Here is a 22502-nt window from a genome sequence, read left to right as displayed (position 1 = left end):
ATGACCGCGCTTCGCATGCGTGCCCGCGATTTCCTGACCGACGATCAATTGGCCGACGTGCGCCAGCGCGTGACGTGGAAAGGCGTTGCGCTGATCGCGCACGCCTGGGCGCTCATCATCGGTGCGATCGCTCTGGTCGCGTGGTGGCCCAATCCGCTGACGTACATTCTCGCCGTCGCCATCATCGGCTCGCGCCAGCTTGGACTTGCCATCCTCATGCATGACGGCGCGCATGGCTGCTTGTCCGCCGATGAGAAAACCAATCTGGCGCTGAGCCAATGGTTCTGTGCCTATCCGCTGTTTGCGGAGACGCGGAGCTACCGGCGCTATCACTTGCAGCATCACGCGCGCACCCAGCAGGACGACGATCCCGATCTGGTGCTGTCGGCGCCGTTTCCGATCACCAAGCTTAGTTATCGCCGCAAGTTCATTCGCGATATCAGCGGACAGACCGGCTACCAACAGCGCAAGGCGCAATTGCTCAACGCGCTCGGGCCAAAGGACTGGGCATGGCGGCAGCGTGCGGCGCATTTCTGGGAAAAGCTCGGCCCACAATGCGTCGTCAATGCCGCAATGTTTGCTGCGCTCGCGGCGGCCGGCGTGTGGTGGGCCTATCTATTGCTATGGCTGGTGCCGCTGCTGACCTGGATGATGGTCATCACCCGCATCCGCAACATCGCCGAGCACGCCGTCGTCCCTGACGGCAATGACCCATTGCGCAACACTCGGACCACGCATGCCAATTTTCTCGAGCGCCTGTTCATCGCCCCGTACTACGTGAATTATCATCTCGAGCATCACCTCTTGTTCTATGTGCCCTGCTACAATTTGCCGAAGGTGCATCGCCTGCTGAGCGCCAGCCTGCATGCCGACCGCATGGAGGTGCAGCCGGGCTATGCCGCGGTGCTGCGGCTTGCCACCGCGAAGCCGAATCAGGACGATCGGCCGGGGCAGCTGGTCAACAGCGCGCGCCGCGCGCGGGCGGGGGCAGAGGTCGACGTCAACCAGACAGCCGGCGGATTCTAGGAAAGCCACATCCCTGGTTGAATGCTGGCCGGGGTTCCCATCTTGGCTTGACAGTCCGACCCCGGACAGTGTCTACGGCCCCCTTTGGAGCGTAATCCGGAACCTTGGGCTGAGGCCGCGCGTAGTCGGCTGCCGGTTCTCGTGAGGATCACGCCCGACATGCAGGGAGCGCCGATGACGGCAGCATTTACATTTCCTGGGCAGGGGTCCCAGGCGGTTGGCATGGGCAAGGCCCTCGCCGACGCCTTTCCGGCGGCGCGCGCCGTGTTCGATGAGGTCGATGCCGCGCTTGGGGAGGAATTGACGGCGACCATTTGGGATGGTCCGGCCGAGACCCTTCAGCTGACCGAAAACGCCCAGCCAGCTCTGATGGCGGTCTCCCTCGCAACCCTGCGCGTGCTGGAGAGTGAAGCCGGTTTTTCCGTCGGGCGGGACGCAGCCTTCGTCGCTGGCCACTCGCTTGGTGAATATTCGGCGCTGGCTGCGGCCGGCAGCCTGAGCATCTCCGATACCGCTCGGCTGCTTCGCACCCGCGGTCTCGCAATGCAAAAAGCCGTGCCAGTCGGTGCCGGTGCAATGGCCGCGCTGCTTGGCCTCGACTACGAGGCCGCCATCGAGGTCGCCCAAGAGGCGGCGCAGGGGCAGGTCTGCCAGGCCGCCAACGACAATGGCGGGGGGCAGGTTGTGGTCTCCGGCGACAAGGCGGCGGTCGATCGCGCCGTCGAGATCGCCAAATCCAAGGGCGCCAAGCGCGCGATGCTGCTGCCGGTGTCGGCGCCGTTTCATTGCAAGCTGATGCAGCCGGCCGCCGACGCCATGGCGGAGGCGCTCTCGATGGTCACGATCAAGGCGCCGGCCGTGCCGTTGGTGTCGAATGTGCTGGCGAGCGCCATCACCGATCCCGACGAGATCCGTCGCCGCCTGATCGAGCAGGTCACGGGCACGGTGCGCTGGCGTGAATCGGTTGCCTATATGGCAGCGCAGGGCGTCACCCGTTTCTTCGAGATCGGCGCGGGCAAGGTGCTTACGGGACTCGTCAAGCGCATTGCGGACGGTGCCGTCGGCGTTGCGGTTGGCGGTCCGAGCGATATCGCTGCCGCCAAGGATGCACTGGCCGCTGCCAAGCAGGCTTAGAGGAGTACTTCATGTTCGATCTGACTGGCAGAAAGGCGCTCGTCACCGGCGCGACCGGCGGCATCGGCGGCGCGATCGCGCAGGCGCTGCATGCGCAGGGCGCTGCCGTTGCGATTTCCGGAACGCGCAAGGACGTGCTGGACGAGCTTGCCGGCAGGCTCGGCGAGCGCGCCTTTGTGCTACCCTGCAACCTCTCCAAGGCCGATGAGGTCGAAGCGCTGGTGCCCGCCGCGGAAGCCGCGATGGGACAAGTCGACATCCTCATCGCCAACGCGGGCATCACCCGCGACAATCTCTTCGTGCAGCTTCGCGACGAGGATTGGGAGGAGGTCATCAACGTCAATCTGACCGCGACCTTCCGCCTGGCGCGCGCGGCGACCAAATTGATGATGCGCAAGCGCTTCGGCCGCATCGTCGCCATCACCTCGGTGGTCGGCGTCACGGGCAATCCGGGGCAGGGCAATTATACAGCATCGAAAGCGGGCCTGATCGGCATGATCAAGACCCTCGGCGCCGAATACGCTAAGCGCGGCGTGACCGCCAATTGCATCGCGCCCGGCTTCATCAAGACGCCGATGACGGATGCGCTCAACGACAAGCAGCGCGAAACGATTCTGACCAAGGTTCCGGCTGCGCGCCTGGGGACGCCCGAAGACATCGCGGCAGCCGCCGTCTACCTGAGCTCGAACGAAGCGGCTTACGTCACCGGGCAAACCATCCACGTCAACGGCGGCATGGCCATGATCTGACGCCTCGTGCCGCACCGCCGGTCAGGCCGGTGCCGGATGCGGCAAACGGCCGTTTCCGGAGCGAAATGAGGCTTGTAGTCAAGGCAATTGAAGTATGATAACCGGACCTACAACGGATGGGCAAAGAACGCCATTGCAGGTTTTTGAAACCCTGTATATTGGCGATGCGGAGCCTTTGGCCGTCGTTCGCCGGGGCCTGCATCGGTTAGGATGGGCCAAATCAAAGTTCGTAAGCGAAGGCAGTCAAACGACCACGACGGCTCGTATCGTCCCGGGGGGTCGGGTCTACAGGGAACAACACGAGGTTAAGCAATGAGTGACATTGGCGAGCGGGTTAAGAAGATCGTGGTCGAACACCTTGGTGTTGAACCCGAGAAGGTTGTCGACAACGCGAGCTTCATCGACGACCTCGGCGCCGACAGTCTGGACACCGTCGAGCTGGTGATGGCGTTCGAAGAGGAATTCGGTTGCGAGATTCCGGACGACGCTGCGGAAACGATTCTCACCGTCGGCGACGCTACGAAGTTTCTCGAGAAGAACGCGAAGAGCTAAGGCTCTTCAATTTCGCGGGGACAACATTGAAACCGGACGGGCCGCTTCGCAGCGGTCAGCCGGTTTCTTGTTATTGGCCGTGAATCTGTCGATACGGAGTTTTCGGATATGAGGCGGGTCGTCGTCACGGGTCTCGGCATGGTGTCGCCACTCGGCTGTGGCGTCGAGCCGACCTGGAAGCGCATCCTCAACGGCGAGAGCGGTGCGCGCAGAATCGAGAGCTTCGACGTCTCCGATCTTCAGACCAAGATCGCCTGCACGGTCGTGCGCGGCGACGGGTCGAACGACACGTTCAATCCTGACAAGTGGATGGAGCCGAAGGACCAGCGCAAGGTCGACGACTTCATCATCTTCGGCATGGCCGCAGCCGGCCAGGCGCTCGACGATGCCAACTGGCATCCCGAGACCGAAGAGGACAAGTGCGCGACCGGCACCATGATCGGGTCCGGCATCGGGGGTCTCAACGGCATTGCCGACACCGCGATTCTGCTCAAGGAGCGCGGGCCGCGCCGAGTGTCGCCGTTCTTCATTCCGGGGCGTCTGATCAACCTCGCCTCTGGCTACGTGTCGATCGCGCACGGGCTGAAGGGACCGAACCATTCGGTGGTCACAGCCTGCTCGACCGGCGCGCACGCGGTGGGCGATGCCGCTCGCCTGATTGCGCTCGGCGATGCCGACGTCATGGTTGCCGGCGGTGCCGAATCGCCGATCAGCCGCATCGGCATTGCCGGCTTCAATGCCGCGCGCGCGCTGTCCACCGGTTTCAACGAGACGCCCGAAAAGGCCTCGCGTCCCTATGACAAGGACCGCGACGGCTTCGTGATGGGTGAGGGCGCCGGCGTCCTGGTGCTCGAGGAGCTCGAGCACGCCAGGCGCCGCGGCGCGAGGATCTATGCCGAGGTGATCGGCTACGGCCTTTCCGGCGATGCCTATCACATTACCTCGCCGTCGCCCGATGGCGATGGAGGCTTCCGCAGCATGGCGGCCGCGCTCAAGCGCGCCGGTCTCACGGCATCCGATCTCGACTACATCAATGCGCACGGCACCTCGACACCGCTCGGCGACGAGATCGAACTCGGTGCGGTGGAGCGCCTGCTCGGTAACGCTGCCTCCAAGGTTGCGATGTCCTCGACCAAATCGTCGACGGGTCATCTCCTCGGCGCGGCCGGTGCGATCGAGGCGATCTTCGCCATTCTCGCGATTCGCGATAATGTCGTGCCGCCGACCATCAACCTCGACAATCCGTCGGTCGAGACTGCGATTGACCTCGTGCCGCACATGGCGAAGAAGCGTGAGGTCAATGTCGCATTGTCGAACTCTTTTGGTTTTGGTGGCACCAATGCGTCGGTGATCGTGCGGCGCTTGGCCAATTAGTTTGCCTTTGAGACGAATCCACCGTTTTGCCGTATTCGGCGATAGTCATAGAAGTGGGCGCGTGCATTTGGCTCGGCAAGTCATTGTCAGGCCGCGATTGAACCGGCAGGATTCAGGTTGCTTCGATGAGTGAAAGGCCGCCCATTTCGCCCCGGAGTCCGCGGGCTGCACTCGAGCCCGAGCAGGTCCCGCCGCCGCCCAAGCGATCGGACCGTGCGCGCAATCCCTTCGTGGTGGTTGGCAACGCGATCATCACGCTGCTGTTGCTCGCCATGCTCGGTGCCGGCGGCGTCTATTATTACGGCCGGCAGGTGCTCGAGGCGCCGGGACCGCTGAAGGAAGACAAGATCGTCAATATCCCGCAGCGCGCGGGCAAGCGCGACATCGCCGAGACGCTGAACCGGGAAGGCGTAACCGACGTCAATCCGTGGGTGTTCATCGCCAGCGTCGCCGCGTTGAAGGCGAGCTCGGACCTCAAGCCCGGTGAGTATTCGTTCCAGAAGAACGCATCCTTGCGCGACGTCATCGCCACCATCGTCGAGGGCAAGGTGGTGCAGCATGCCGTGACGATCCCGGAAGGCCTGACCTCCGAGCAGATCGTGGCGCGGCTGTCCGACAACGACATCTTCACCGGCAGCGTGCGCGAGCTGCCGCGCGAGGGCACGTTGCTGCCGGAGACCTACAAGTTCCCGCGCGGCACCACGCGCGAGCAGGTGATCCAGCGCATGCAGCAGGCACACAAGCGGGTGCTGGCCGAGATCTGGGAACGCCGCAACCAGGACATTCCGGTCAAGACGCCGGAGCAACTGGTGACGCTGGCGTCCATCGTCGAGAAGGAGACCGGCAAGCCGGACGAGCGTAGCCGCGTCGCGGCGGTGTTCGTCAACCGCCTGAAGCAGAGGATCAAGCTGCAGTCCGATCCCACGATCATCTACGGCCTCGTCGGCGGCAAGGGCACGCTGGGCCGTCCGATCAAGCGCAGCGAGATCACGCAGCCCTCTCCCTACAACACCTATGTGATCGAGGGCCTGCCGCCGGGGCCGATCTCCAATCCGGGCCGCGCCTCGCTCGAGGCCGCCGCCAACCCGGCCCGCACCCGCGATCTCTATTTCGTCGCGGACGGCAGCGGCGGGCACGCCTTCACCGAGACCTACGACGCGCATCAGAAGAACGTCGCGAAGCTTCGTGCGATCGAGAAGCAGATCCAGAACGACACGGTCGAGCCGGCCGAGGACGCGCAGCCACCGGCCGCTGCTGCGCCCGGCGCCGCCGATACACCGACCGCGACCACGCCGGCACGGCCCAACCAGCAGAAAAAGCCGCCCGCGGTCCGGCCGGCCAATCCAGCCAATCCCGCGCCGGCCCGGCAGGGCGCGGTGCAGCCCTCGCCGCCGGTGGTCCAGCGCTAGGCCGGGGCTGCGCGCAGCGCCGTCCATGCTCTTTGCGGATTCCACTTTCCGGCAAAATAGTCTTAAGATTCGCGTGGCTTGATGGCCTCGCGAATCCCGCGTTTCTGGAGAATCTCAACCGATGGCGCTGTCGTCCATGACCGGGTTTGCCCGAAGCAACGGCGCAAGCGGGCCGTACACGTTCGAATGGGAATTGAAGTCGGTCAACGCCAAGGGTTTTGACCTCAGGGTGCGGCTGCCGCAGGGATTCGATGAGCTCGAGGCGCACGCCAAGAAGCGCGCCGGCGAGCTGTTGTCGCGCGGCACGGTCTACGCCAATCTCAACGTCAAGCGCACCAACGCCGCGGCCGCGGTCCGCATCAACGAGGACGTGCTCAACGCCGTGCTGAAGGCGGCGGCGCTGATCGCCGGCAAGGTCGATGCGGTGGCGCCGAGCGTCGACGGCCTGCTCGCCATCAAGGGCGTCGTCGAGGTCGCCGAGCCCGACGGCGACGAGGAGGAGGACAAGGCCGCACGCGCCGCCGTGGCGGAGGCCTTCGACAAAGCGCTTGCCGATCTCGTCGAGATGCGCAAACGCGAGGGCACCTCGCTGGGGCAGATCCTGACCCAGCGCGTCGACGAGATCGAGCAATTGGCGAAGAAAGCGGAGGCTGCGCCCGGCCGCAAGCCGGAGGCGATCAAGGCGAAGCTGGCAGAGCAGATCGCGGCCCTGCTCGACACCTCCGATCGTTTCGATGCCGATCGCCTGATGCAGGAAGCGATCCTGATCGCGACCAGGGCCGACATCCGCGAGGAGCTCGATCGCATCGCCTCCCACATCGCGCAGGCGCGCGAGCTGATCGGCAAGGGCGGTCCGATCGGCCGCAAGCTCGATTTCCTGGCGCAGGAGTTTCACCGCGAGGTCAATACCTGCTGCTCGAAGTCGAATGACATCGAGCTCACCAATACGGGACTCGCCATGAAGAATGTGGTCGAGCAGTTCCGCGAGCAGGTCCAGAATCTGGAGTGATCGATGACGACGGGCGGTCACGGAACTGACGGTGTCGAGCGCCGCGGATTGATGTTCGTGCTGTCCTCGCCCTCGGGCGCGGGCAAGACGACGCTGTCGCGTCTCCTGATCGAGCGAATGCCGGGCCTGAAGATGTCGGTCTCCGCGACCACGCGCGAGATGCGGCCGGGCGAGGTCAACGGCAAGGATTATTCGTTCGTCGACAAGGCCACGTTCGAAGCGATGGTGAAGGCTGGCGAGCTCTTGGAATGGGCGACGGTGTTCGACAACAGCTACGGTACGCCACGCGGCCCGGTCGAGGCGGCGCTGTCGGCCGGGCAGGACGTGCTGTTTGACATCGACTGGCAGGGCACGCAGCAGTTGCGCGAGAAGGCGCGCGCCGATGTCGTCAGCGTCTTCATCCTGCCGCCCTCGGCGGCCGATCTCGAGAAGCGCCTGCACTCGCGCGCGCAGGATTCCGACGACGTGATCCGCAAGCGGATGAGCCGCGCCAGTCACGAGATGAGCCACTGGGCCGAGTACGACTACATCGTGATCAACCACGACGTCGACGAGGCCTTCGGCGAAGTGCAGTCGATCCTGAAGGCCGAGCGTCTCAAGCGCGAGCGGCGGATTGGCCTCGCAGGCTTCGTGCGAAGTTTGCAAGGTCAGCTTCAAGGTTAGACCGCGACAGGCGCGGCCCTTCCTTCACCAGCTGTTCCAGCATCGTCGTGATGACGTCGACGTCGACCGCATCCTCGTGGCGGCCTGCAGGCGCCTCATCGCGATCCTTGCCGATCTCGTTGGCGGCGAGCCGGGGCGCAGCGGCCTCGATTTCGAAATCCCGGTCGAATATCTTGATCTTGGCCTCGGCGGGCCTGACCTCGTCAGGTTCTGCGGCAGGGATCGCGGCACGCGACTTGCGCGCGTCGATCAGATCGATCTCGCGGCCGATCGCGGCAAGTTTTGTCGCTTGTTTCGTCGCTTGAGGACGCGGCGCATCGAAGTCGATGGGGCGCGACGGCTGGGCGTTGGCCGACGTCGCATCGAGCCAGGGCGCGCGGCTTGCGTCCTGTTTCTGCGGCTCCCAATCGTCCCAATGTGTGCGGCGGTCGGCGGACTGGACCCGGACGCGCGCGCCGGCGAAGCGGTAGATGAGGCTGGCGAGGATTCCCGCGAGGGCCAGCGCACCGCCAATCACGAGCAGCAGCATCTGGACCGAGCCGGTCGGCTTGTCGGTCGTGCTGTCTGCCGCGGCGGGTGCCGGGGAGGAAGGGGATTTTGACGGCTTTGCGCTCGGCTGGGCGGCTGCCGCGACAACGGCAGGCGCCGGCTGCGGCGCGGGCGGGGCGGAGGCGGAGACATCGGGCCACGGCGTGGCGGATTGTTGCGCGTTGCCGTCAGCGGCCTGATCTGCAGATGGTTGCGCCCGTGTCGCGCCTGCGGGTTGCGCAGTTGCGTTTGGTGCTTTGGCGGCGTCACCGCTCCGTGATGTCAGATACTCGGCGCGCGCATCCTGCGTCGGGTGTTGCTGCTGCGCCGGCGCGACTCCGGTCGGCGTATCGCTCGTAGCCTGCGCGCTCTGCACGGACTTCGCGCCGTCCTTGTCGCCGGCGGCGCGCAGATACCAGCACTGCCGCTTGGTCCCACGCTCGATGCGATAGTACCAGTGCTGCCCCTGCGGCGCGGCGCCCTTGGGCGAGACGAGGCAGTCGGCGGCCGCGTTGGCCGTGCTCGGCGCGTTCTGTGCGTTCTGCGACACGGCGGCCAGTGGCGCGCCGGCAATGATGCTGCCGACTAGCGCGGATATGAATTTTGCGGTGCGGTTGCCCATCCTGGTCTCCCGGTTACGCATGACGCAACTCTTACTCGCCCTTTGTCGTCAAAGACTTGGGTGGCAATGAGCCGCAAATCCGGAGAGGATGTGGCTTGAATCGGGCTCGCAGCGCGTTTGTTCCGCCGCGAAATTGGGCCTATTCGCGTAGCTATGCTCCGCCGAACTCCAGGTTCCGCCGCAGCTGGAACCACTGCGGGCGCCGAGGCGGCCCGAGCCGGTGAAGGTCACGCCGTCGTCTTGGTCGACGGTCTGGCTTGCGTATCGAGACAGAAGGAGCATAGCGGCGCGCTCCCGCGGCGCGTTCGCCCGCGTCTTGCTCTGCTCTCATCGCCCAATGATGGCCAAAGGGCGCAGGGAAGGCCGGGCGCCGGCGGCACCCGCATGTTCGTGCGCTACGAAGAGTGTGTATGCCACAAATCCGAAATTCGGAAAAGAAAAATCTTTTTGGGGTGAGTGCTTGACGAGGTGTTTTGCCCGACGCCCCCGGGGCCACATCAACCCCGCCGCCCGTCGTCTCGGATTCTACGTCATTTGCAAGCAGGCGGAGCCGAAGCGGCTACGTACTGGCAGCGTTCGTTTCGTGGGCGCTCCTTCTGTTGGTCGTGATGGGAACAATCCGAACGTATCCCGTCGTGACTGGAAAGGTTGCGGCCAACGTCTTCGCCCCAGACAATTCCGGACTATCGCCCTTGATGCAGCGCCTCGCACGGGCTCAGGCCAATTGCATCGAAGGTCTACCGGTTTTCGGCGGCTGTTGCGGCGGCTGCGCAACGCACCGGAATAGAAATCAAATGGCGGGCTGCGCAGGTTCTCCGTTGGAAACTTATCATCTCCGCAGCCGTTGAATCGCGGCTGAGGCGACGCTATGCCGGTTAAGGACCAGATCAAGAATCTCGCCAAGAAGCTGGTGGAGGAGCATCCCGACGCGGCGACACTGCGGGCGCTGGTGCGGGCTCGGAAGCCGGTGGCCATCCATTTCAGGGATGACGGCGTCGTGCCGAACAACCCGCATTTTCCGCTCTTGCTCTATCGCGGGGCGGTGAACCTCAAGCCTCGGCGTTTTGCGCCAGAGGTCATCATCGACACGCTGTTCGATGCGAACGGCTGGGGCCGGTCATGGCGCGATACCGTGTACGACTTTGTGCACTATCATTCGCAAGTCCATGAAGTGATGGGCGTGGCGCGCGGCACGGCCAGGATCGAGTGCGGCGGGATCAAGGGGCGGGTTCTGCGCGTGAAGGCCGGCGACGTTCTGGTGCTTCCCGCAGGCACCGGACACCGGCTCATTGAGGCCAGCCGGGACTTTCTGGTCGTCGGAGCGTATCCGCGGGACGGAACGTATGACGAGTGCACCGACACAAGGGAGCGTCCAGACGCCATCAAACGCATTACCAAGGTGCGCAGGCCGAAAGCCGATCCGGTGCTGGGACGCAACGGCCCGCTGCTCAAATCATGGCGGACCAAGCCGCGAGCGAGAGGGTAATGCGTTCGGCCCCCAGCTCGAGCATGCGTTCACTGGCTGCGTTCAGCTCAGATAGTCAGGCGCAAAATCCGCAAGCCTTCGCAGCTCTTCGGGCTGCAACAGCTCGATCTCGCTGCCTTCCCACGCGATCAATCCGCGATGTCTCAGCTCCTGGATGGTGCGATTGACATGGACGATGGACAGTCCGCAGGCGTCCGCCACGTGCCGCTGTGTCATCGGCATCTGAAAGCAGCCGTCGGTGACGAGCCCGACGATCTCCAGCCTCGCGGCGAGCTCGCAAATGAGATGCGCTACCTTCGGCAGCGCTGCCTGAGCGCCGAGGCGGGCGATCCATTGCCGCGAGATCGCCGCGTCAATCAGCGTCTCGCGCCAGAACGCGCGGGTCAGGTGGACGGAGCCATCGAGAAGCTGCCTGAGCTGACTGTGCGCGACGGTGCCGACGATGCTTGGCCCGAGGCCGACGAGGTCCGCATCCATGGTTGAGACCAGCAGCGTGTGCAGGCACGGCATGTCGCCGGGCACGTGGAATGCGAGGATCTGGCTGCGATCACCGACCATGCGGGCCTGATAGAAGAAGCCGCTCACAACAAAGACGCAGCGCGTGGCGGCCTCGCCCTGGCGCAGCACGATCTCGCCGTCCGCGACCTGGCGCAGCGTAGATGGCAAGCCGGCGATTTGCCGGCGTTCGTCCTCGGAAAGGCCTTCTATGGCATCGAGGCGCGCGATGAACTTCGAATGCGGCATGAGACTTCAGTCGTCACGGGGCACTTCGACAAAGCGCCGCGAGAGCTTTGCGACGGTCCAGTCGGAGACGGGCACAGCGCGGAACTCGCGGATAGCGTGGGCGAGTTCCTGATCCGACATCGGCCGGACCGGCTCGTTCAGCGTTCCCTTCAGGAAGGCGTGGTTGATGCTGTCCAAGTACTCGCTTCTTGGGTGCTCGCTTCGCTCCGATGCGAACAGGTGGCGGATGCGCTCAAGGATCGTGATAGGGCTCATGAGAAGGCCGGCTCGGTTCGGCGGTGATCGAGTTGAAGCAAACCGGTGCCATCGCAAACCGGTTAGCAACCTGTGCTTCCGCCTCGCGTTCTAATCCGCTGGATACAAGTCAGATGTATCATTTGATAGAACCAGTGCGATTTTTGGCGGCGGTATGGAAAAAGCCCACGAGGTGCTGATCCGGAACCTCTGCGAGCACACCGTGCTCGCAGAGGAGGATATTGCCGAGATCCGCACACTCACCTTCACGGTGCGCGACTATGCGCCGAACGAGGATTTCATCCGTCAGGGCGACGAACCTGAACATTCGGTCTTGGTCGTGTCGGGCATGGTCGCGCGCTACCATCTGCTTGGCAGCGGGCGGCGGCAATATCTCGCGTTCCATCTGACCGGCGACCTGCCGGACGCGCAAGGCCTGTTCATCGACCAAATGGACCATGGGCTGAGTGCGTTGGGGCCTGCTTCGGTCGCCTTCATCCCGCATCGCGAATTGTTCGCCGCGTTCAGGCGGCGACCGCTTTTCGGAATGGCCGTCTGGCGCGAGACGCTGCTCGACGCCGCGATCTTTCGCGAAGCCATCACCAACAACAGCGCCCGTCCCATGCAGGCGCGCATGGCGCACCTGTTCTGCGAGCTGTTCTATCGCGCCCGCGCCGCGCAACTGGTCCGCGGCAATCGCTGCCGCATGCCGATCAGCCTGGCGCAGCTCGGCGAGACGCTGGGCATGGCGATCGCGACCGTGAACCGGACGCTCGCCGATCTCAGGCGGAGCGGGGCCATGGATCTTCGCGATGGCGAGCTAATCGTGCTGAAATGGCGCGAGTTGCAGCGGCTCGGGGATTTCAACCCGGCCTATCTGCACCAGAAGCGTCAGTCGCCGCCGCAAGCGGCAGCGCACGTCAGCGCGAGGTCCGGCTCGAGAGTGGGGAACAACTCTGTCGCGGGCACGTCATCCATGGGACGAGGGAGATGCCCATGAAAGCACTCATCGCAGCAATTACATTTGCAGCCATGGCCGGGCCCGTCATCGCCCAGAATACCGGGCCCGCTCCACAGAGCGGCATGGAAAGGCCGGAGAACACCAACGGCGCCACGGAGAAGGGGACGATGGATACCACCGGCATGAATGCAAATCGGGCAAATCGGCCCGGCATGACCGATGCGTCCAAACAAGAGAACGGGACCGACGGCAAGAAAAAATAAGGGCCGGCGCCATCCACGGCGCCGGCCTTGCAGACATCTTGCAGACATATTGTGTATGACTTGCAATTGTCTCACTCGCGCGCGCAGCAATCGACCAGCGCGCGCCAGATACGTTCGGCCTGCAATTTCCGTTGACGTTCGAAGACGGCGTCATCCTCCGTCCGAGGCGATGTCGCGGTCGGCGTGTCGCGCGGCTCAACCCAGCGCTCCGAGATGGGATCGTACCATCGGCCGAGACTCGTCACATCCAACATTCCCCTCATCGTCTATCCCATGTGCCTGTTGCTGGTGTTCTGGGTGAGTTTGCCATGCGCATCCTGCTCGCGAATGTCCTGCTTCTCGTCATCGCGGGAACTGACGGCGCGCGACCGGCCGCCGTGGGACTCCGGTTCTGCTTGGGAACCGATCGCACCGTTTCGCCCAGGGCTTTGTCATCCGCATTAACTCCATCGTTGCTGATGCGGCATCAATGCAATGAACGTTCGCGGCGTTCCAAATGGTGCCGTTACGTTCCAGATGCCATTGAACTCTGTTCTCCGCCGGAGAACTACGGGCACCGGCTGAGCGTGCCCGCGTGTTCAGGAGTGAACATACAGGAGTGAACGCGTGCCAACCGGCGTCTCGGATACGCCGGGTAGCCGCCGAACACCATCATCCAAGGCGCGCTTCACGTTGCGCGGCGGCGTTGCTCCTCGCCGCATGCAGGCGGTAAGCGTCGATCGCCCTGTTGGCGAGCATCAACTGCCGGCGCTCCCCTGTTCGAAGCTGCGCTTCGATGGCATCGAGAATGACATTGGCGCTCTCGTCCGCAGGACCGAGCTCGCCGCTCTTCTCCAGGCAGCTCCAGGCGATGAAGAATGCGCTTTCGACGGTGCAACGGATCGACATGCGCTGCCAACGCGGCGCGGCCGCAGGTGTTCCGTACGGGCGGGCGAGACTTGCGTCAGGCCCGTCGCGCTTCGGTCAGTTCTTGAGCACGATGCGGCCGACCACCTTGCCGGCGCGGAGCTCGTCGATCCATTTCTGGACGTCGCCCATCGGCTCCTCCCGCATCGGCGTCGGCTTGATCTTGCCGGCGCGTGCGAGCGCCATCAGCTCGTGGGCTTCGGCGAGCGTGCCGACCATGAAGCCCTCGATGGTCATGCGCTTGTAGACCCATTGCACCATCGGCAGCGTGAACTGGCCGCCCATGAGGCCGGAGACGACGATCTTGCCGCCGCGCGCGGCGACCGCGACGGCAAACGCCATCGACTTCTCGTTGCCGGCGAAATCGACGATCTCGTCGAAGCCGCCCTCGCTCTCTTTCAGGATGCGCTTGATCACGTCGGGCTCGGCCGGATCGTAGGCGACGGCAGCACCGTTCTTCAGTGCGGTCTCGCGCGCGGCTGGCGAGAGGTCGGCGACCGTAATCGGCTGCTTGAACATCGCCTGCGCGAACGACAGGCCCATCATGCCGACGCCGCCGAGCCCGATCAGCAGGAGGTTACGCTGGCGCGGACGGTCGACCAGGCGCTTGAGCGCGCCATAGGCGGTGACGCCGGAGCACATTAACGTCGCGGCCTGGTTGACGGGAAGGGGATCGTAATCGAGCAAATATTTGGCGTCGGGCACCAGCACGTGGGTGGCAAAGCCGCCGTCGATGGAGACGCCGAGGAAGCGCTGCTTGACGCAGAGGTTCTCGTCGCCGTTCTGGCAGTCGCGGCACTGGCCGCAGCCGATCCACGGGAATACCGCCTTCTTCGCGCCGACGAGTCCGGCGGGAACGTCGGGGCCGACTTCGTCGACGACGCCGGCGATCTCATGGCCGAGCGTAAAGGGCAGCGTCATGCCGCGCGTGGTATCGAGCTTCTTGCCGCCGCCGAGATCGGCATAGCCGTCCTGGATGTGCAGGTCGGAGTGGCAGAGGCCGCAGCGCTCGATGCGGACCAGGACTTCGCGACCTTGCGGCTTGGGCGTCTCGACGATGGTCTCGCACAAGGGCGCGTCGAACTTGACCAGGGACTGCCTGCGCATCAGCGCCATTTTCTTTCCTCCGGAGTTCTTGGTTACTCAGCTTCGCTGCGTATATCAGCCAATTCACGGGCCATGGCAACAAAGCCGGCAATCGGAATGGTCTCCGCACGCCGCGTCGCATCGACGCCGGCGGCTTGCGCCAGCCGCGCCGGATCGACGCCAAGCGATTTCAGGCTTTGCCGCAGCATCTTGCGGCGCTGGCCGAACGCGGCGGCGGCGACCTGCTCGAGCAGCCTGCGATCACAGGCAAGTGGGTGTGGGCGCGGCTTAAGGCGCACCACGGAGGAGGTGACCTTCGGCGGCGGCACGAAGGCGGACGGCGAAATGTCGAACAGGATTTTGGTCTCGCAGCGCCAGTTGGCGAGCACGCCGAGCCGGCCATAGGCCTCCTCGTCCTCGCGCGCAACGATGCGCTCGCCGACCTCGCGCTGGAACATCAGCACCATCGTCTCGTACCAGGGCGGCCAGGGCTCGGTGGTGAGCCAGTTGATCAGGAGCTGGGTCGCAATGTTGTAGGGCAGGTTGGCGACGATTTTTGCTCGTTCGCCGTCGAGCAGCGGACGCGGGTCGAAACTCATGGCATCGCCATGCACGATCTCGAGCCGGCCGGGATAGCGCGCGGCGATATCCCCAAGCGCCGGGATCGCGCGCTCGTCATGCTCGATGGCGATGACGCGTCTCGCGCCGAGCGCGAGCAAAGCGCGCGTCAGCCCGCCCGGGCCGGGGCCGATCTCGACGATGGTGGAGTCCTCGAGCGGCGCGGCGGCGCGCGCGATGCGCGCGGTGAGGTTGAGGTCGAGCAGAAAGTTCTGGCCGAGCGATTTGCGGGCCGACAGCGCATGCTGGCGGATGACCTCGCGCAGCGGCGGGAGGTCGTCGATCGCGCTCATCAGAGGTTCGCAGCCGCCATGCGGCTGGCGAGCCGAAGCGCGGCGATCAGGCTTGCCGGATTGGCCTTGCCGGTGCCGGCGATGTCGAAGGCGGTGCCGTGATCGGGCGAGGTGCGGATAAAGGGCAGGCCGAGCGTGACGTTGACGGCGTCGTCGAAAGCCACCGTCTTGATCGGGATCAGCGCCTGGTCGTGATACATGCAGACGGCGCAATCATAGGTCTGGCGCGCGGCCTCGTGGAACATGGTGTCGGCAGGCAATGGACCCCTGGTTTCGATGCCGTCGTTGCGCAGCGCCTTCAGCGCCGGCGCGATGATGGTCTGCTCCTCGTGGCCGAGCGAGCCGTCCTCGCCGGCGTGCGGATTGAGGCCGGAGACCGCGATGCGCGGCCTCGTGATGCCGAAGCGGGATTTGAGCTCGGTCGCAACGATGCGAACGGTCGAGGCGATCAATTCGCTCGTGAGTTGGGCCAGCGCCTCGCGCAGCGAGACGTGGATGGTCACGGGCACCACGGCGAGCTGCGGCGACCACAGCATCATCACCGGCTGCGGGACGTGGCCGTCCGTCGCGGCGAGCTCGGCGAGGTATTCGGTGTGGCCGGGATGGCGGAATCCTGCGCGGTAGAGCACGCTCTTGGCGATCGGATTGGTGACGACGGCGCCGGCGCGGCCCTCGCGGACGTCGGTGACCGCCTGGCGGATCGAGGCGAGCGCGGCCGGCGCGCTCGATGCGTCGGGCTTGCCGGGCTCGGCCGTGGCGCGCTCGCCGGTGGCAACCACCGGCAGGGCGTTCGCGAAGGTGGCGTGGGCCTCACTGGGGTTCACCGCGGCAATCCTGATGTCGGCGCCGAGCGCCTTGGCGCGCCGGGCGATCAGCGCCTCGTCGCCGAGCAGGTAGAAGGCGGGCAGGTTCAGCTCACGGCGCCTGAGCCAGGCCGCAATGGTGATGTCGGGACCAATGCCGGCGGGCTCTCCCAGGGTCAGGGCGAGGGGTTTTACCGGGCGCGCTGAGGAGGGCTCGGCCATTAGCGGTTGCGATATTCGATCATCGCCGCCTTGCGGAGCTCTTCGAGATAGGCCTTCTGGGTCTTCTCGTACTTCTCCTGATACATCTTCTCGCGGACCTCGCGCTTCTTCGGCGTGTCGATCATGGTCGGCTTGCGCGCGCACAGCACCACCATCTCGATACCAGCCTTGGTCACTTCGGGCGCGGTGAGGTGGCCGATCGGCGTGTCGTCGAGCACCTTGCGCAGCGCCTCGGGCAGTTCTGCGGTGGTCTTGGTGACGGTGTCGCGGATGGTGGCGTTCGGTGTCGAGCGGAACAGCGAGTTGGCTTCCTCGCAGCTTCCGACGCGCGCGCGGTAGGTGTCGGCTTCCTTCTTCCGTGTTTCCACGAACGCCGGCGACGAGCCGCGCGGCACGATCAGCACGATCGGCTGCATCTTGTATTCGGTGCCCTCGACCTGAAGCTTCTCGCCGCTCTGCGCCTGCACGGCTTGCGCGACGTCGCGCTCGCCGACCTGCAGGCGCTCCTTGTAGCGGCCGCGGACGAGGCTGGTCCAGACCATCTCGGCTTTCATGCGGCCCTTCAGCGTCTCGGGGCGGACGCCCTTGGATTCGAGCGACTTGGTGAGCTGGTCCGGCGTGATGCGCATGCGCTGCGCCATCCCCTCATAGGACTGGTTGATGTCGGAGACGCCGGGATCGACCCCGTACTTCTTGCCTTCCTTCATCTTCACCTTGTCGTCGATCAGCTCGTTGATGACCTGCTCGCGGCTCGGGGTCTTCTGCGTCGTGAGCTGGTCGAGCTTGGAGCGCTGCTCGATGTCGAAATCGGTGATGGGATCGCCATTGACCATGACGACGATGTTCTGCCCCCGCGCCGGCGCACCGGCCAGGAACAGGGCGGCGAGGACGAGAAGGAGGCGGAAGATCGGCAACGGAATCGTCATGGTTATCGCTCGCATGTCAGCCGCGCCGAGCCTGTGGTGGGGCAAGCGCGGCCGGCACTTCAAAACGCTCACTGGAGGCCCGAGGAACCGCTGGTCGTCGACGAGGTCGCCAGCGTGCGCAGGCCGATCTGGAACATGAACGCGTGACTCAGAACGGGCGGTGCGGATCCCGCGGAATAGCTATAGGAAGTTACATAGTTCGCCGCCAGCACGAAGCAATCGTCGACATAGCCGGCACCGAGCACATACTGATTGATCTTGTTGGCCTCGAGATCCCAGCGGGCCGAGCCCGACACCACCCAGTTGGCGGCGACCTTCAGCGAGCCTGTCGTCAGGATGCCCTCGCGGCGGGTCAGGTAGCCGAGTTCCGGCTGCGCTGCGTAATTGCCGTACAGCATGCTGACGGACCAGCGATTGAAATTGGCGCGGCCTTCCGCTTCGAAACGCTGGACGTTCCAGGTCTGCTCGTCCATGCGGGAGCGGACGCTGAACGTATACGTGCTGTTGGGTGAGTAGCTGGCGCTCGTGACGTAATCGGAACGCGGCTTGTCGAGGCCGGAATTGAGGCCGGTATTGAGGGTGTCCTGGACCGTAAAGGAGTTCAGGCCGAACAGGTGGTAGGACTGGCCGAACAGCACCTTGACGGCACCGCCCTTGTCGAACTGCGTCGTGGATTGCACGCCGACATTGGCGCGGCCACCACCCTCGACGCGGTCGTAGCCGGAGAACTTGTCGACGCTGAACAGGTTCGAGGTGTCGAACACCATGCTCTGGGCGTCCTCGTTCGGGAGCTTGCCGGCATAGGTCTCGTTCGGCCGGATGATGATCTGTGCGATCGGCTCGACGGTGGTCGAGCCCCAGGGCTGAATGTTGATGAAGGGGTAGCGGTATTCGAGGCCCACGGTCGGCATCAGGCGGAACGCCTGGGTGTCGCCGACGGGCAGGTAGTTCGACACGCCCGGCTGGTTGGAGACCGAGGAATTGATCGCATCGGCGCGCAGGCTGGCGAACGGCGTCCAGATCTGGCCGAACGGATCGGTGAAGGACTTGCGCCACTGCGCTTCTGCGGTCAGGCGGGTGTAGGTGCCGGGGAAGCCGCGCAGCAGGCACTGCGAGGGCGTACGGGCCAGCGGATCGGCCGATGCCGTCGTGCACAGGCTGCTGGTATTGGCGACCGTCGTGATCGGATCGAACACCGCTCCGTCGCGCGACAGGTTCACGAAATTGGTCTTGTAGCTGAACTCGCCGCCGAAGACGGGATAGTTGAGCACGTTCGAATAGTCGATCACCGGATAGACGATCGGCACCTGGCTCTGGTTACCCGAATAGCTCAGCCAGTACATCGTGCGCGCATCGAAGAAGCTGCGATTGCCGACGCCGGTCAGATAAAGCTGCGACAGCGCTTCCGTCGGCAGCAGCAGGAACGAGCCGAGCGGGTCGCGGTATTGATAAAGCCGGTAGTCCGAGAAGAAATAATAGTCGGACATCAGGACGCCGTCCCAACCCCAGACCCATTTGTCGTTCAGCGCGAACTGGCCCTTGGTGTCGACGGCGCCGCGGAACTGACGGTCGCCGGGCTGCCCGGCGAACGCTCCGGGATCGAGCTGGTCGATGCCATAAGCGCGGATCTGGTAGGCGCCGTCGATCAGGCGCTGCCGGAATTCGCCCTGCAGCATCACGCCCTGCCGCGTCATGAAGCGGGGGGTGATGGTTGCGTCCATGTCGGGCGCGATCGCCCAATAATAGGGAATTTCGGCGCCGAAGCCGGTGTTCGTCGTGCCCGGGAAATAGCCCGGCATCAGGAAGCCGGATTTGCGCTTCACGGTCGGGTCGGGCGTCGAGAAATAGGGCATGTAGGCGAGCGGCACGCCGAAAAATTCGAGCTGTGCCGTCTCGAAATACAGCATCTTCTCCTGCTGGTCGTGGATGATGCGCGCACCCTTCACCTGCCACAGCGGCGGCTTCTTCGGATCGTCCTTACACGGTGCGCAGGCGGTGTAGACGCCGTTCTCGAACACGGTGTAATTGCCGCTGGAGCGGTCGGCGCGGCTCGCGGCCATGCGGGTCTGGTCGGCGGTGTCCACGCGCAGCGAATCGACGAAACCGTCGCGGTAATCGTCGGACAGATCCATGATCTCGGCATAGGTGATCTTGCCGTCGGCATCCGTCATGCGGATGTTGCCTTCGGCATGGAGCCGCTTGGTCTTCTGGTCGTAGATGACCCTGTCGGCCTCGACGCTGGTGCCGTTGTAGAACAGCTGGACGTTACCGACCGCGGAGACGCGCGAATTGTTGTAGTCGTAGTCGACCTCGGTCGCCTGCACCAGCATCTGGTTGTCGTTGGGGCCCCTCTGCGGCTTCGGACGCGGCGGCAGCGGATTATAGGTGTACTGGGCGGAGGCGGGCACCACTGCGGCAAGGTTGATCAGCGCGCCGAGCGAAGCGGCAGCGGCCACTGTGAGCAGGAGCCTGCGAACGGACCAACCGCGCCCGTTCGCGCGCACCAATGTGCGCCGCGTCGAACGAGGCACGAGCCCTCGGTGGACGGCAGTCACTATCCGTCCTCCTGATAGAGCAAGGCCAAAAAGCCGGTGAGGCCGCCCACCACAACGGGCAACCACGCCGCAGCGATCGGATGCATCAACTCAGCCTTGCTCAAATCCTCAGTTACTTTCGACAGGACGTAGAGCAGAAAGCCTGCGCCCACGCCACTCAAAACCATCTTCTGCACGCCGCCCATCCGGAAGAAGCGCAACGACACGGAGGCCGCCAGCATCACCATGGCCGCCAGCAAAAACGGCTGTGCCAGAAGCTTCTGATACTGGAGTCGGTATCCTGCTGTCGCGAAGCCCGAGCTTTCGGAGGAGCGGATGTAGCTCGGTAGTTGCCAAAAGGACACAGTCTCTGGTGTGGAAAAGCTGTTGCGGACCTGCGCCTCGGTCAGTGTCGTCGGGATCTCGAGGCGGGCTTGGTCGACTGGCGGGGAGTCCAGCGAGAAGCGGCGGACGCCCTTGAACAGCCAACGGCCAGCCTCCAGCGTCGCCTCGCGCGCCTCAATCCGTTCCTTAAAGTGCTGCTCCGTATCAAACCGGAACAGGGTGAGGCCGGTGAGCCGGATGCCCTGCTGCTCGCTGCGCGCCGCATTGATGATGGTCTGGCCGTCGCTGGTCACCTGATTGAGCCAGAAGCCGGACGCATCCTGGATGCCGCCGCCGGGCGCCGAGCCGAACAGCTCCGCCTCCATGCGCTTGGAGAGTTCGCGCAAGTTGGCCGACATCGGATTGTAGGCGACGGTGGCGATCACCCCGATCAGGAGCGCGCTGCCGAGCGCCGGCGAGATGAACTGCCAGGCGGAGATGCCGGCAGCGCGCGCGACCACGAGCTCGAGCCGGCGGGAGAGCGCGAGATAGCAGGTCATGGCGCCGATCAGCATGCAGAACGGCGTCAGCTTCTCCAGGAGCTGCGGCACCCGGAACAGCGAGGTCTCGGCCACCATGATCGCCGAGGCGGATGCAAGGCCCGAGGTCTTGCGCACCATCTCGATATAGTCGACCAGCACCAGCAGCAGGAAGATGCTGGCGAACACGCCGAGCGCGGCGACCACGAAGCGGCCGGCGAAATAGCGCCCGAGTGTGTTGGTGAGCATGCTCATGCGATGGCCGGCCGTCTGAACAGCCGCGCGATCCGTGCGTTCGATCTGTTGATGGCCTCCATGAGGCGGGGAGGCGGCTCGACCACGACGCCGCCGATGATCATCCAGAGCCCGACGCCGATGGCGCCCACGACCATCGCGTATTGCACCAGCACCGCCCCCGGCGATTTCACCGCCATCACCGAGCAGGCGAAACCGGCCATGCGCAGGCCGAACACCGCGAGGATCGAGGAGCCGATCGAGAAATTGCGGCTTTGGCGGGTGGTGCGAGGCGCACCCAGGAAGGCGAAGGTCAGCACGGCAAAGGCGAACGGATAGATCGGCGCCAAGATGCTGTCGTGCAGGGCCGAACGGAACTGGCCGGGAATCTGCTTGTAGACCGGGTCGTCCTCGGACGGCGAGAACAGCTCCCAGAGATAGCGTTCGCGGATGCCGAGGGTGACGTCGCGGCCCTGGCCCGAGAATTTTGACATGTCGAAGCCATAGCGGCCGAACGCCACCAGCGCCGGGTCGCGCTTGCCGGCTTCGAAGCGCTGGAGATTGCCCGTCTCCAGCACCAGGAACGATCCGGTCTCGTTCTTCACGACCTCGCCGTGCTCGGCCACGATCGAGACGCGCTCGTTCGGATCGCGGCGATCGTCGATGAAGATGCCGGCGAGGATGCCGCCGGGCTGACGCTCGCGGATCCGGATCGTCAGATTCTTGTCGAGCTGGGCGAAGCGGCCGGGCTGGAGGATGTTGGTGAGCACGTCGGCAGTGATCTCGGCGTCCCATTGCTTGATCCGCCGCATGCCGTCGGGAGCGAGATAGGCCGCGATGAAGGCGACCAGCAGCGCCACCACGCAGGTGGCGTAGAAGAACGGATAGAACAGGCGGAACGGCGAGAAGCCCGCCGCATTCATCACGATGATCTCGGAATCGGTCGCCAGCTTGTTCAGCGTGTGCGAGATCGCGATCATCAACGCGATCGGCGAGATGATCAGGACCAGGGCCGGGATGACGAGGCTGGTGATGCCGAGGAAGGTGAGGATGGTCTGACCCTGGCTCGTCATCAGGTCAATGCCGCGCAACGCCTGCGTAATCCAGATCACGCCGGTGAGGCTGACCAGGACCAGCGCAAACGACGCGAGCGTCGTGCGGAAGATATACTTATCGATCGACCCCATGCGCTACCGCACGAATTCCCACCACGCCCCATGCCGCCGGAATCCCGCTGCCCGACCCAATCCCGAAACGGGATCC

Annotated in this window: 24 protein-coding genes; 12 read left to right on the top strand and 12 right to left on the bottom strand. The window is 64.6% G+C overall.

Annotated features, from left to right (window positions below; genetic code table 11):
* The 8 genes from IVB12_RS29285 (at position 1) to gmk (ending at position 7916) form a co-directional block, all read left to right on the top strand.
* Entirely contained in the window at positions 1-1026 is a 1026-nt protein-coding gene (locus IVB12_RS29285) for a fatty acid desaturase family protein (RefSeq protein WP_247304297.1), read from the top strand.
* A 174-nt stretch (positions 1027-1200) separates the two neighbouring features.
* Entirely contained in the window at positions 1201-2160 is a 960-nt protein-coding gene (gene fabD / locus IVB12_RS29280; protein ID WP_247304296.1) for an ACP S-malonyltransferase, read from the top strand.
* Between the two features lie 11 nt (positions 2161-2171).
* Positions 2172-2909 (top strand): 3-oxoacyl-[acyl-carrier-protein] reductase, encoded by a 738-nt coding sequence (gene fabG / locus IVB12_RS29275; protein WP_247304295.1) that lies wholly within the window; start codon positions 2172-2174, stop codon positions 2907-2909.
* Between the two features lie 312 nt (positions 2910-3221).
* Positions 3222-3461 carry an acyl carrier protein gene (locus IVB12_RS29270; RefSeq protein WP_008551805.1) on the top strand — a complete coding sequence of 80 codons (240 nt, stop codon included), beginning with the start codon at positions 3222-3224 and terminating at the stop codon, positions 3459-3461.
* 108 nt (positions 3462-3569) lie between these two features.
* Positions 3570-4835 (top strand): beta-ketoacyl-ACP synthase II, encoded by a 1266-nt coding sequence (fabF, locus tag IVB12_RS29265; RefSeq protein ID WP_247304294.1) that lies wholly within the window; start codon positions 3570-3572, stop codon positions 4833-4835.
* Positions 4836-4960: 125 nt separating this feature from the next.
* Positions 4961-6244, top strand: a complete 1284-nt coding sequence (gene mltG / locus IVB12_RS29260; RefSeq protein WP_247304293.1) for an endolytic transglycosylase MltG — start codon at positions 4961-4963, stop codon at positions 6242-6244.
* A gap of 121 nt (positions 6245-6365) precedes the next feature.
* Positions 6366-7253 (top strand): YicC/YloC family endoribonuclease, encoded by an 888-nt coding sequence (locus tag IVB12_RS29255; RefSeq protein ID WP_247304290.1) that lies wholly within the window; start codon positions 6366-6368, stop codon positions 7251-7253.
* A 3-nt stretch (positions 7254-7256) separates the two neighbouring features.
* The gene (gene gmk / locus IVB12_RS29250; protein ID WP_247304288.1) at positions 7257-7916 is read left to right on the top strand and encodes a guanylate kinase; all 660 of its coding nucleotides are present in this window, start codon (positions 7257-7259) and stop codon (positions 7914-7916) included.
* On the opposite strand, the gene IVB12_RS29245 is transcribed toward gmk, so the two are convergent.
* A complete protein-coding gene (locus tag IVB12_RS29245; protein WP_247304286.1) occupies positions 7849-9066 on the bottom strand; it encodes a hypothetical protein in 1218 nt (405 codons plus the stop codon). The two genes, gmk and IVB12_RS29245, sit on opposite strands and share 68 nt — an antisense overlap.
* Before the next feature lie 473 nt (positions 9067-9539).
* On the opposite strand from IVB12_RS29245, the gene IVB12_RS38220 reads away from it, so the two are divergent.
* Both IVB12_RS38220 and IVB12_RS29235 read left to right on the top strand, forming a co-directional pair.
* Complete coding sequence (locus IVB12_RS38220) at positions 9540-9914, top strand: MAPEG family protein (protein WP_256466511.1); 375 nt, start codon at positions 9540-9542, stop codon at positions 9912-9914.
* 20 nt (positions 9915-9934) lie between these two features.
* Positions 9935-10552, top strand: a complete 618-nt coding sequence (locus tag IVB12_RS29235; protein WP_247304285.1) for a cupin domain-containing protein — start codon at positions 9935-9937, stop codon at positions 10550-10552.
* Positions 10553-10594: 42 nt separating this feature from the next.
* Here IVB12_RS29235 and IVB12_RS29230 read toward each other — a convergent pair whose 3' ends face one another.
* Positions 10595-11296 (bottom strand): Crp/Fnr family transcriptional regulator, encoded by a 702-nt coding sequence (locus IVB12_RS29230; protein ID WP_247304283.1) that lies wholly within the window; start codon positions 11294-11296, stop codon positions 10595-10597.
* Between the two features lie 6 nt (positions 11297-11302).
* The gene (locus tag IVB12_RS29225) at positions 11303-11473 is read right to left on the bottom strand and encodes a hypothetical protein (protein ID WP_247304281.1); all 171 of its coding nucleotides are present in this window, start codon (positions 11471-11473) and stop codon (positions 11303-11305) included.
* Between the two features lie 232 nt (positions 11474-11705).
* Here IVB12_RS29225 and IVB12_RS29220 point away from each other — a divergent pair, with 232 nt between their 5' ends.
* The gene (locus tag IVB12_RS29220) at positions 11706-12530 is read left to right on the top strand and encodes a Crp/Fnr family transcriptional regulator (RefSeq protein ID WP_247304279.1); all 825 of its coding nucleotides are present in this window, start codon (positions 11706-11708) and stop codon (positions 12528-12530) included.
* Positions 12527-12754 (top strand): hypothetical protein, encoded by a 228-nt coding sequence (locus IVB12_RS29215; RefSeq protein WP_247304277.1) that lies wholly within the window; start codon positions 12527-12529, stop codon positions 12752-12754. The genes IVB12_RS29220 and IVB12_RS29215 overlap by 4 nt, the downstream gene beginning before the upstream one ends.
* A 71-nt stretch (positions 12755-12825) precedes the next feature.
* On the opposite strand, the gene IVB12_RS29210 is transcribed toward IVB12_RS29215, so the two are convergent.
* From IVB12_RS29210 to lptF, 9 genes are all read right to left on the bottom strand, one after another.
* Positions 12826-13017 (bottom strand): hypothetical protein, encoded by a 192-nt coding sequence (locus IVB12_RS29210; protein ID WP_247304275.1) that lies wholly within the window; start codon positions 13015-13017, stop codon positions 12826-12828.
* Between the two features lie 388 nt (positions 13018-13405).
* Positions 13406-13642 (bottom strand): hypothetical protein, encoded by a 237-nt coding sequence (locus IVB12_RS29205; RefSeq protein WP_247304273.1) that lies wholly within the window; start codon positions 13640-13642, stop codon positions 13406-13408.
* A gap of 75 nt (positions 13643-13717) precedes the next feature.
* Positions 13718-14776 carry an alcohol dehydrogenase gene (locus tag IVB12_RS29200; RefSeq protein ID WP_247304271.1) on the bottom strand — a complete coding sequence of 353 codons (1059 nt, stop codon included), beginning with the start codon at positions 14774-14776 and terminating at the stop codon, positions 13718-13720.
* 23 nt (positions 14777-14799) lie between these two features.
* Positions 14800-15657 (bottom strand): 16S rRNA (adenine(1518)-N(6)/adenine(1519)-N(6))-dimethyltransferase RsmA, encoded by an 858-nt coding sequence (gene rsmA, locus IVB12_RS29195; protein WP_247304269.1) that lies wholly within the window; start codon positions 15655-15657, stop codon positions 14800-14802.
* Entirely contained in the window at positions 15657-16682 is a 1026-nt protein-coding gene (gene pdxA / locus IVB12_RS29190; protein WP_247304267.1) for a 4-hydroxythreonine-4-phosphate dehydrogenase PdxA, read from the bottom strand. Before pdxA ends, rsmA begins: the two co-directional genes overlap by 1 nt.
* Complete coding sequence (locus IVB12_RS29185; protein WP_247304264.1) at positions 16682-17608, bottom strand: SurA N-terminal domain-containing protein; 927 nt, start codon at positions 17606-17608, stop codon at positions 16682-16684. Before IVB12_RS29185 ends, pdxA begins: the two co-directional genes overlap by 1 nt.
* 68 nt (positions 17609-17676) lie before the next feature.
* Entirely contained in the window at positions 17677-20163 is a 2487-nt protein-coding gene (locus IVB12_RS29180) for an LPS-assembly protein LptD (RefSeq protein ID WP_247304262.1), read from the bottom strand.
* Entirely contained in the window at positions 20163-21260 is a 1098-nt protein-coding gene (lptG, locus tag IVB12_RS29175) for an LPS export ABC transporter permease LptG (protein WP_247304260.1), read from the bottom strand. Before lptG ends, IVB12_RS29180 begins: the two co-directional genes overlap by 1 nt.
* Entirely contained in the window at positions 21257-22426 is a 1170-nt protein-coding gene (gene lptF, locus IVB12_RS29170) for an LPS export ABC transporter permease LptF (RefSeq protein ID WP_247304258.1), read from the bottom strand. The genes lptG and lptF overlap by 4 nt, the downstream gene beginning before the upstream one ends.
* Positions 22427-22502: the final 76 nt, after the last annotated feature.

It is taken from the genome of Bradyrhizobium sp. 179, from assembly GCF_023073535.1.
Lineage (GTDB): Bacteria > Pseudomonadota > Alphaproteobacteria > Rhizobiales > Xanthobacteraceae > Bradyrhizobium.
This window is presented reverse-complemented; position numbering and strand designations above follow the sequence as displayed.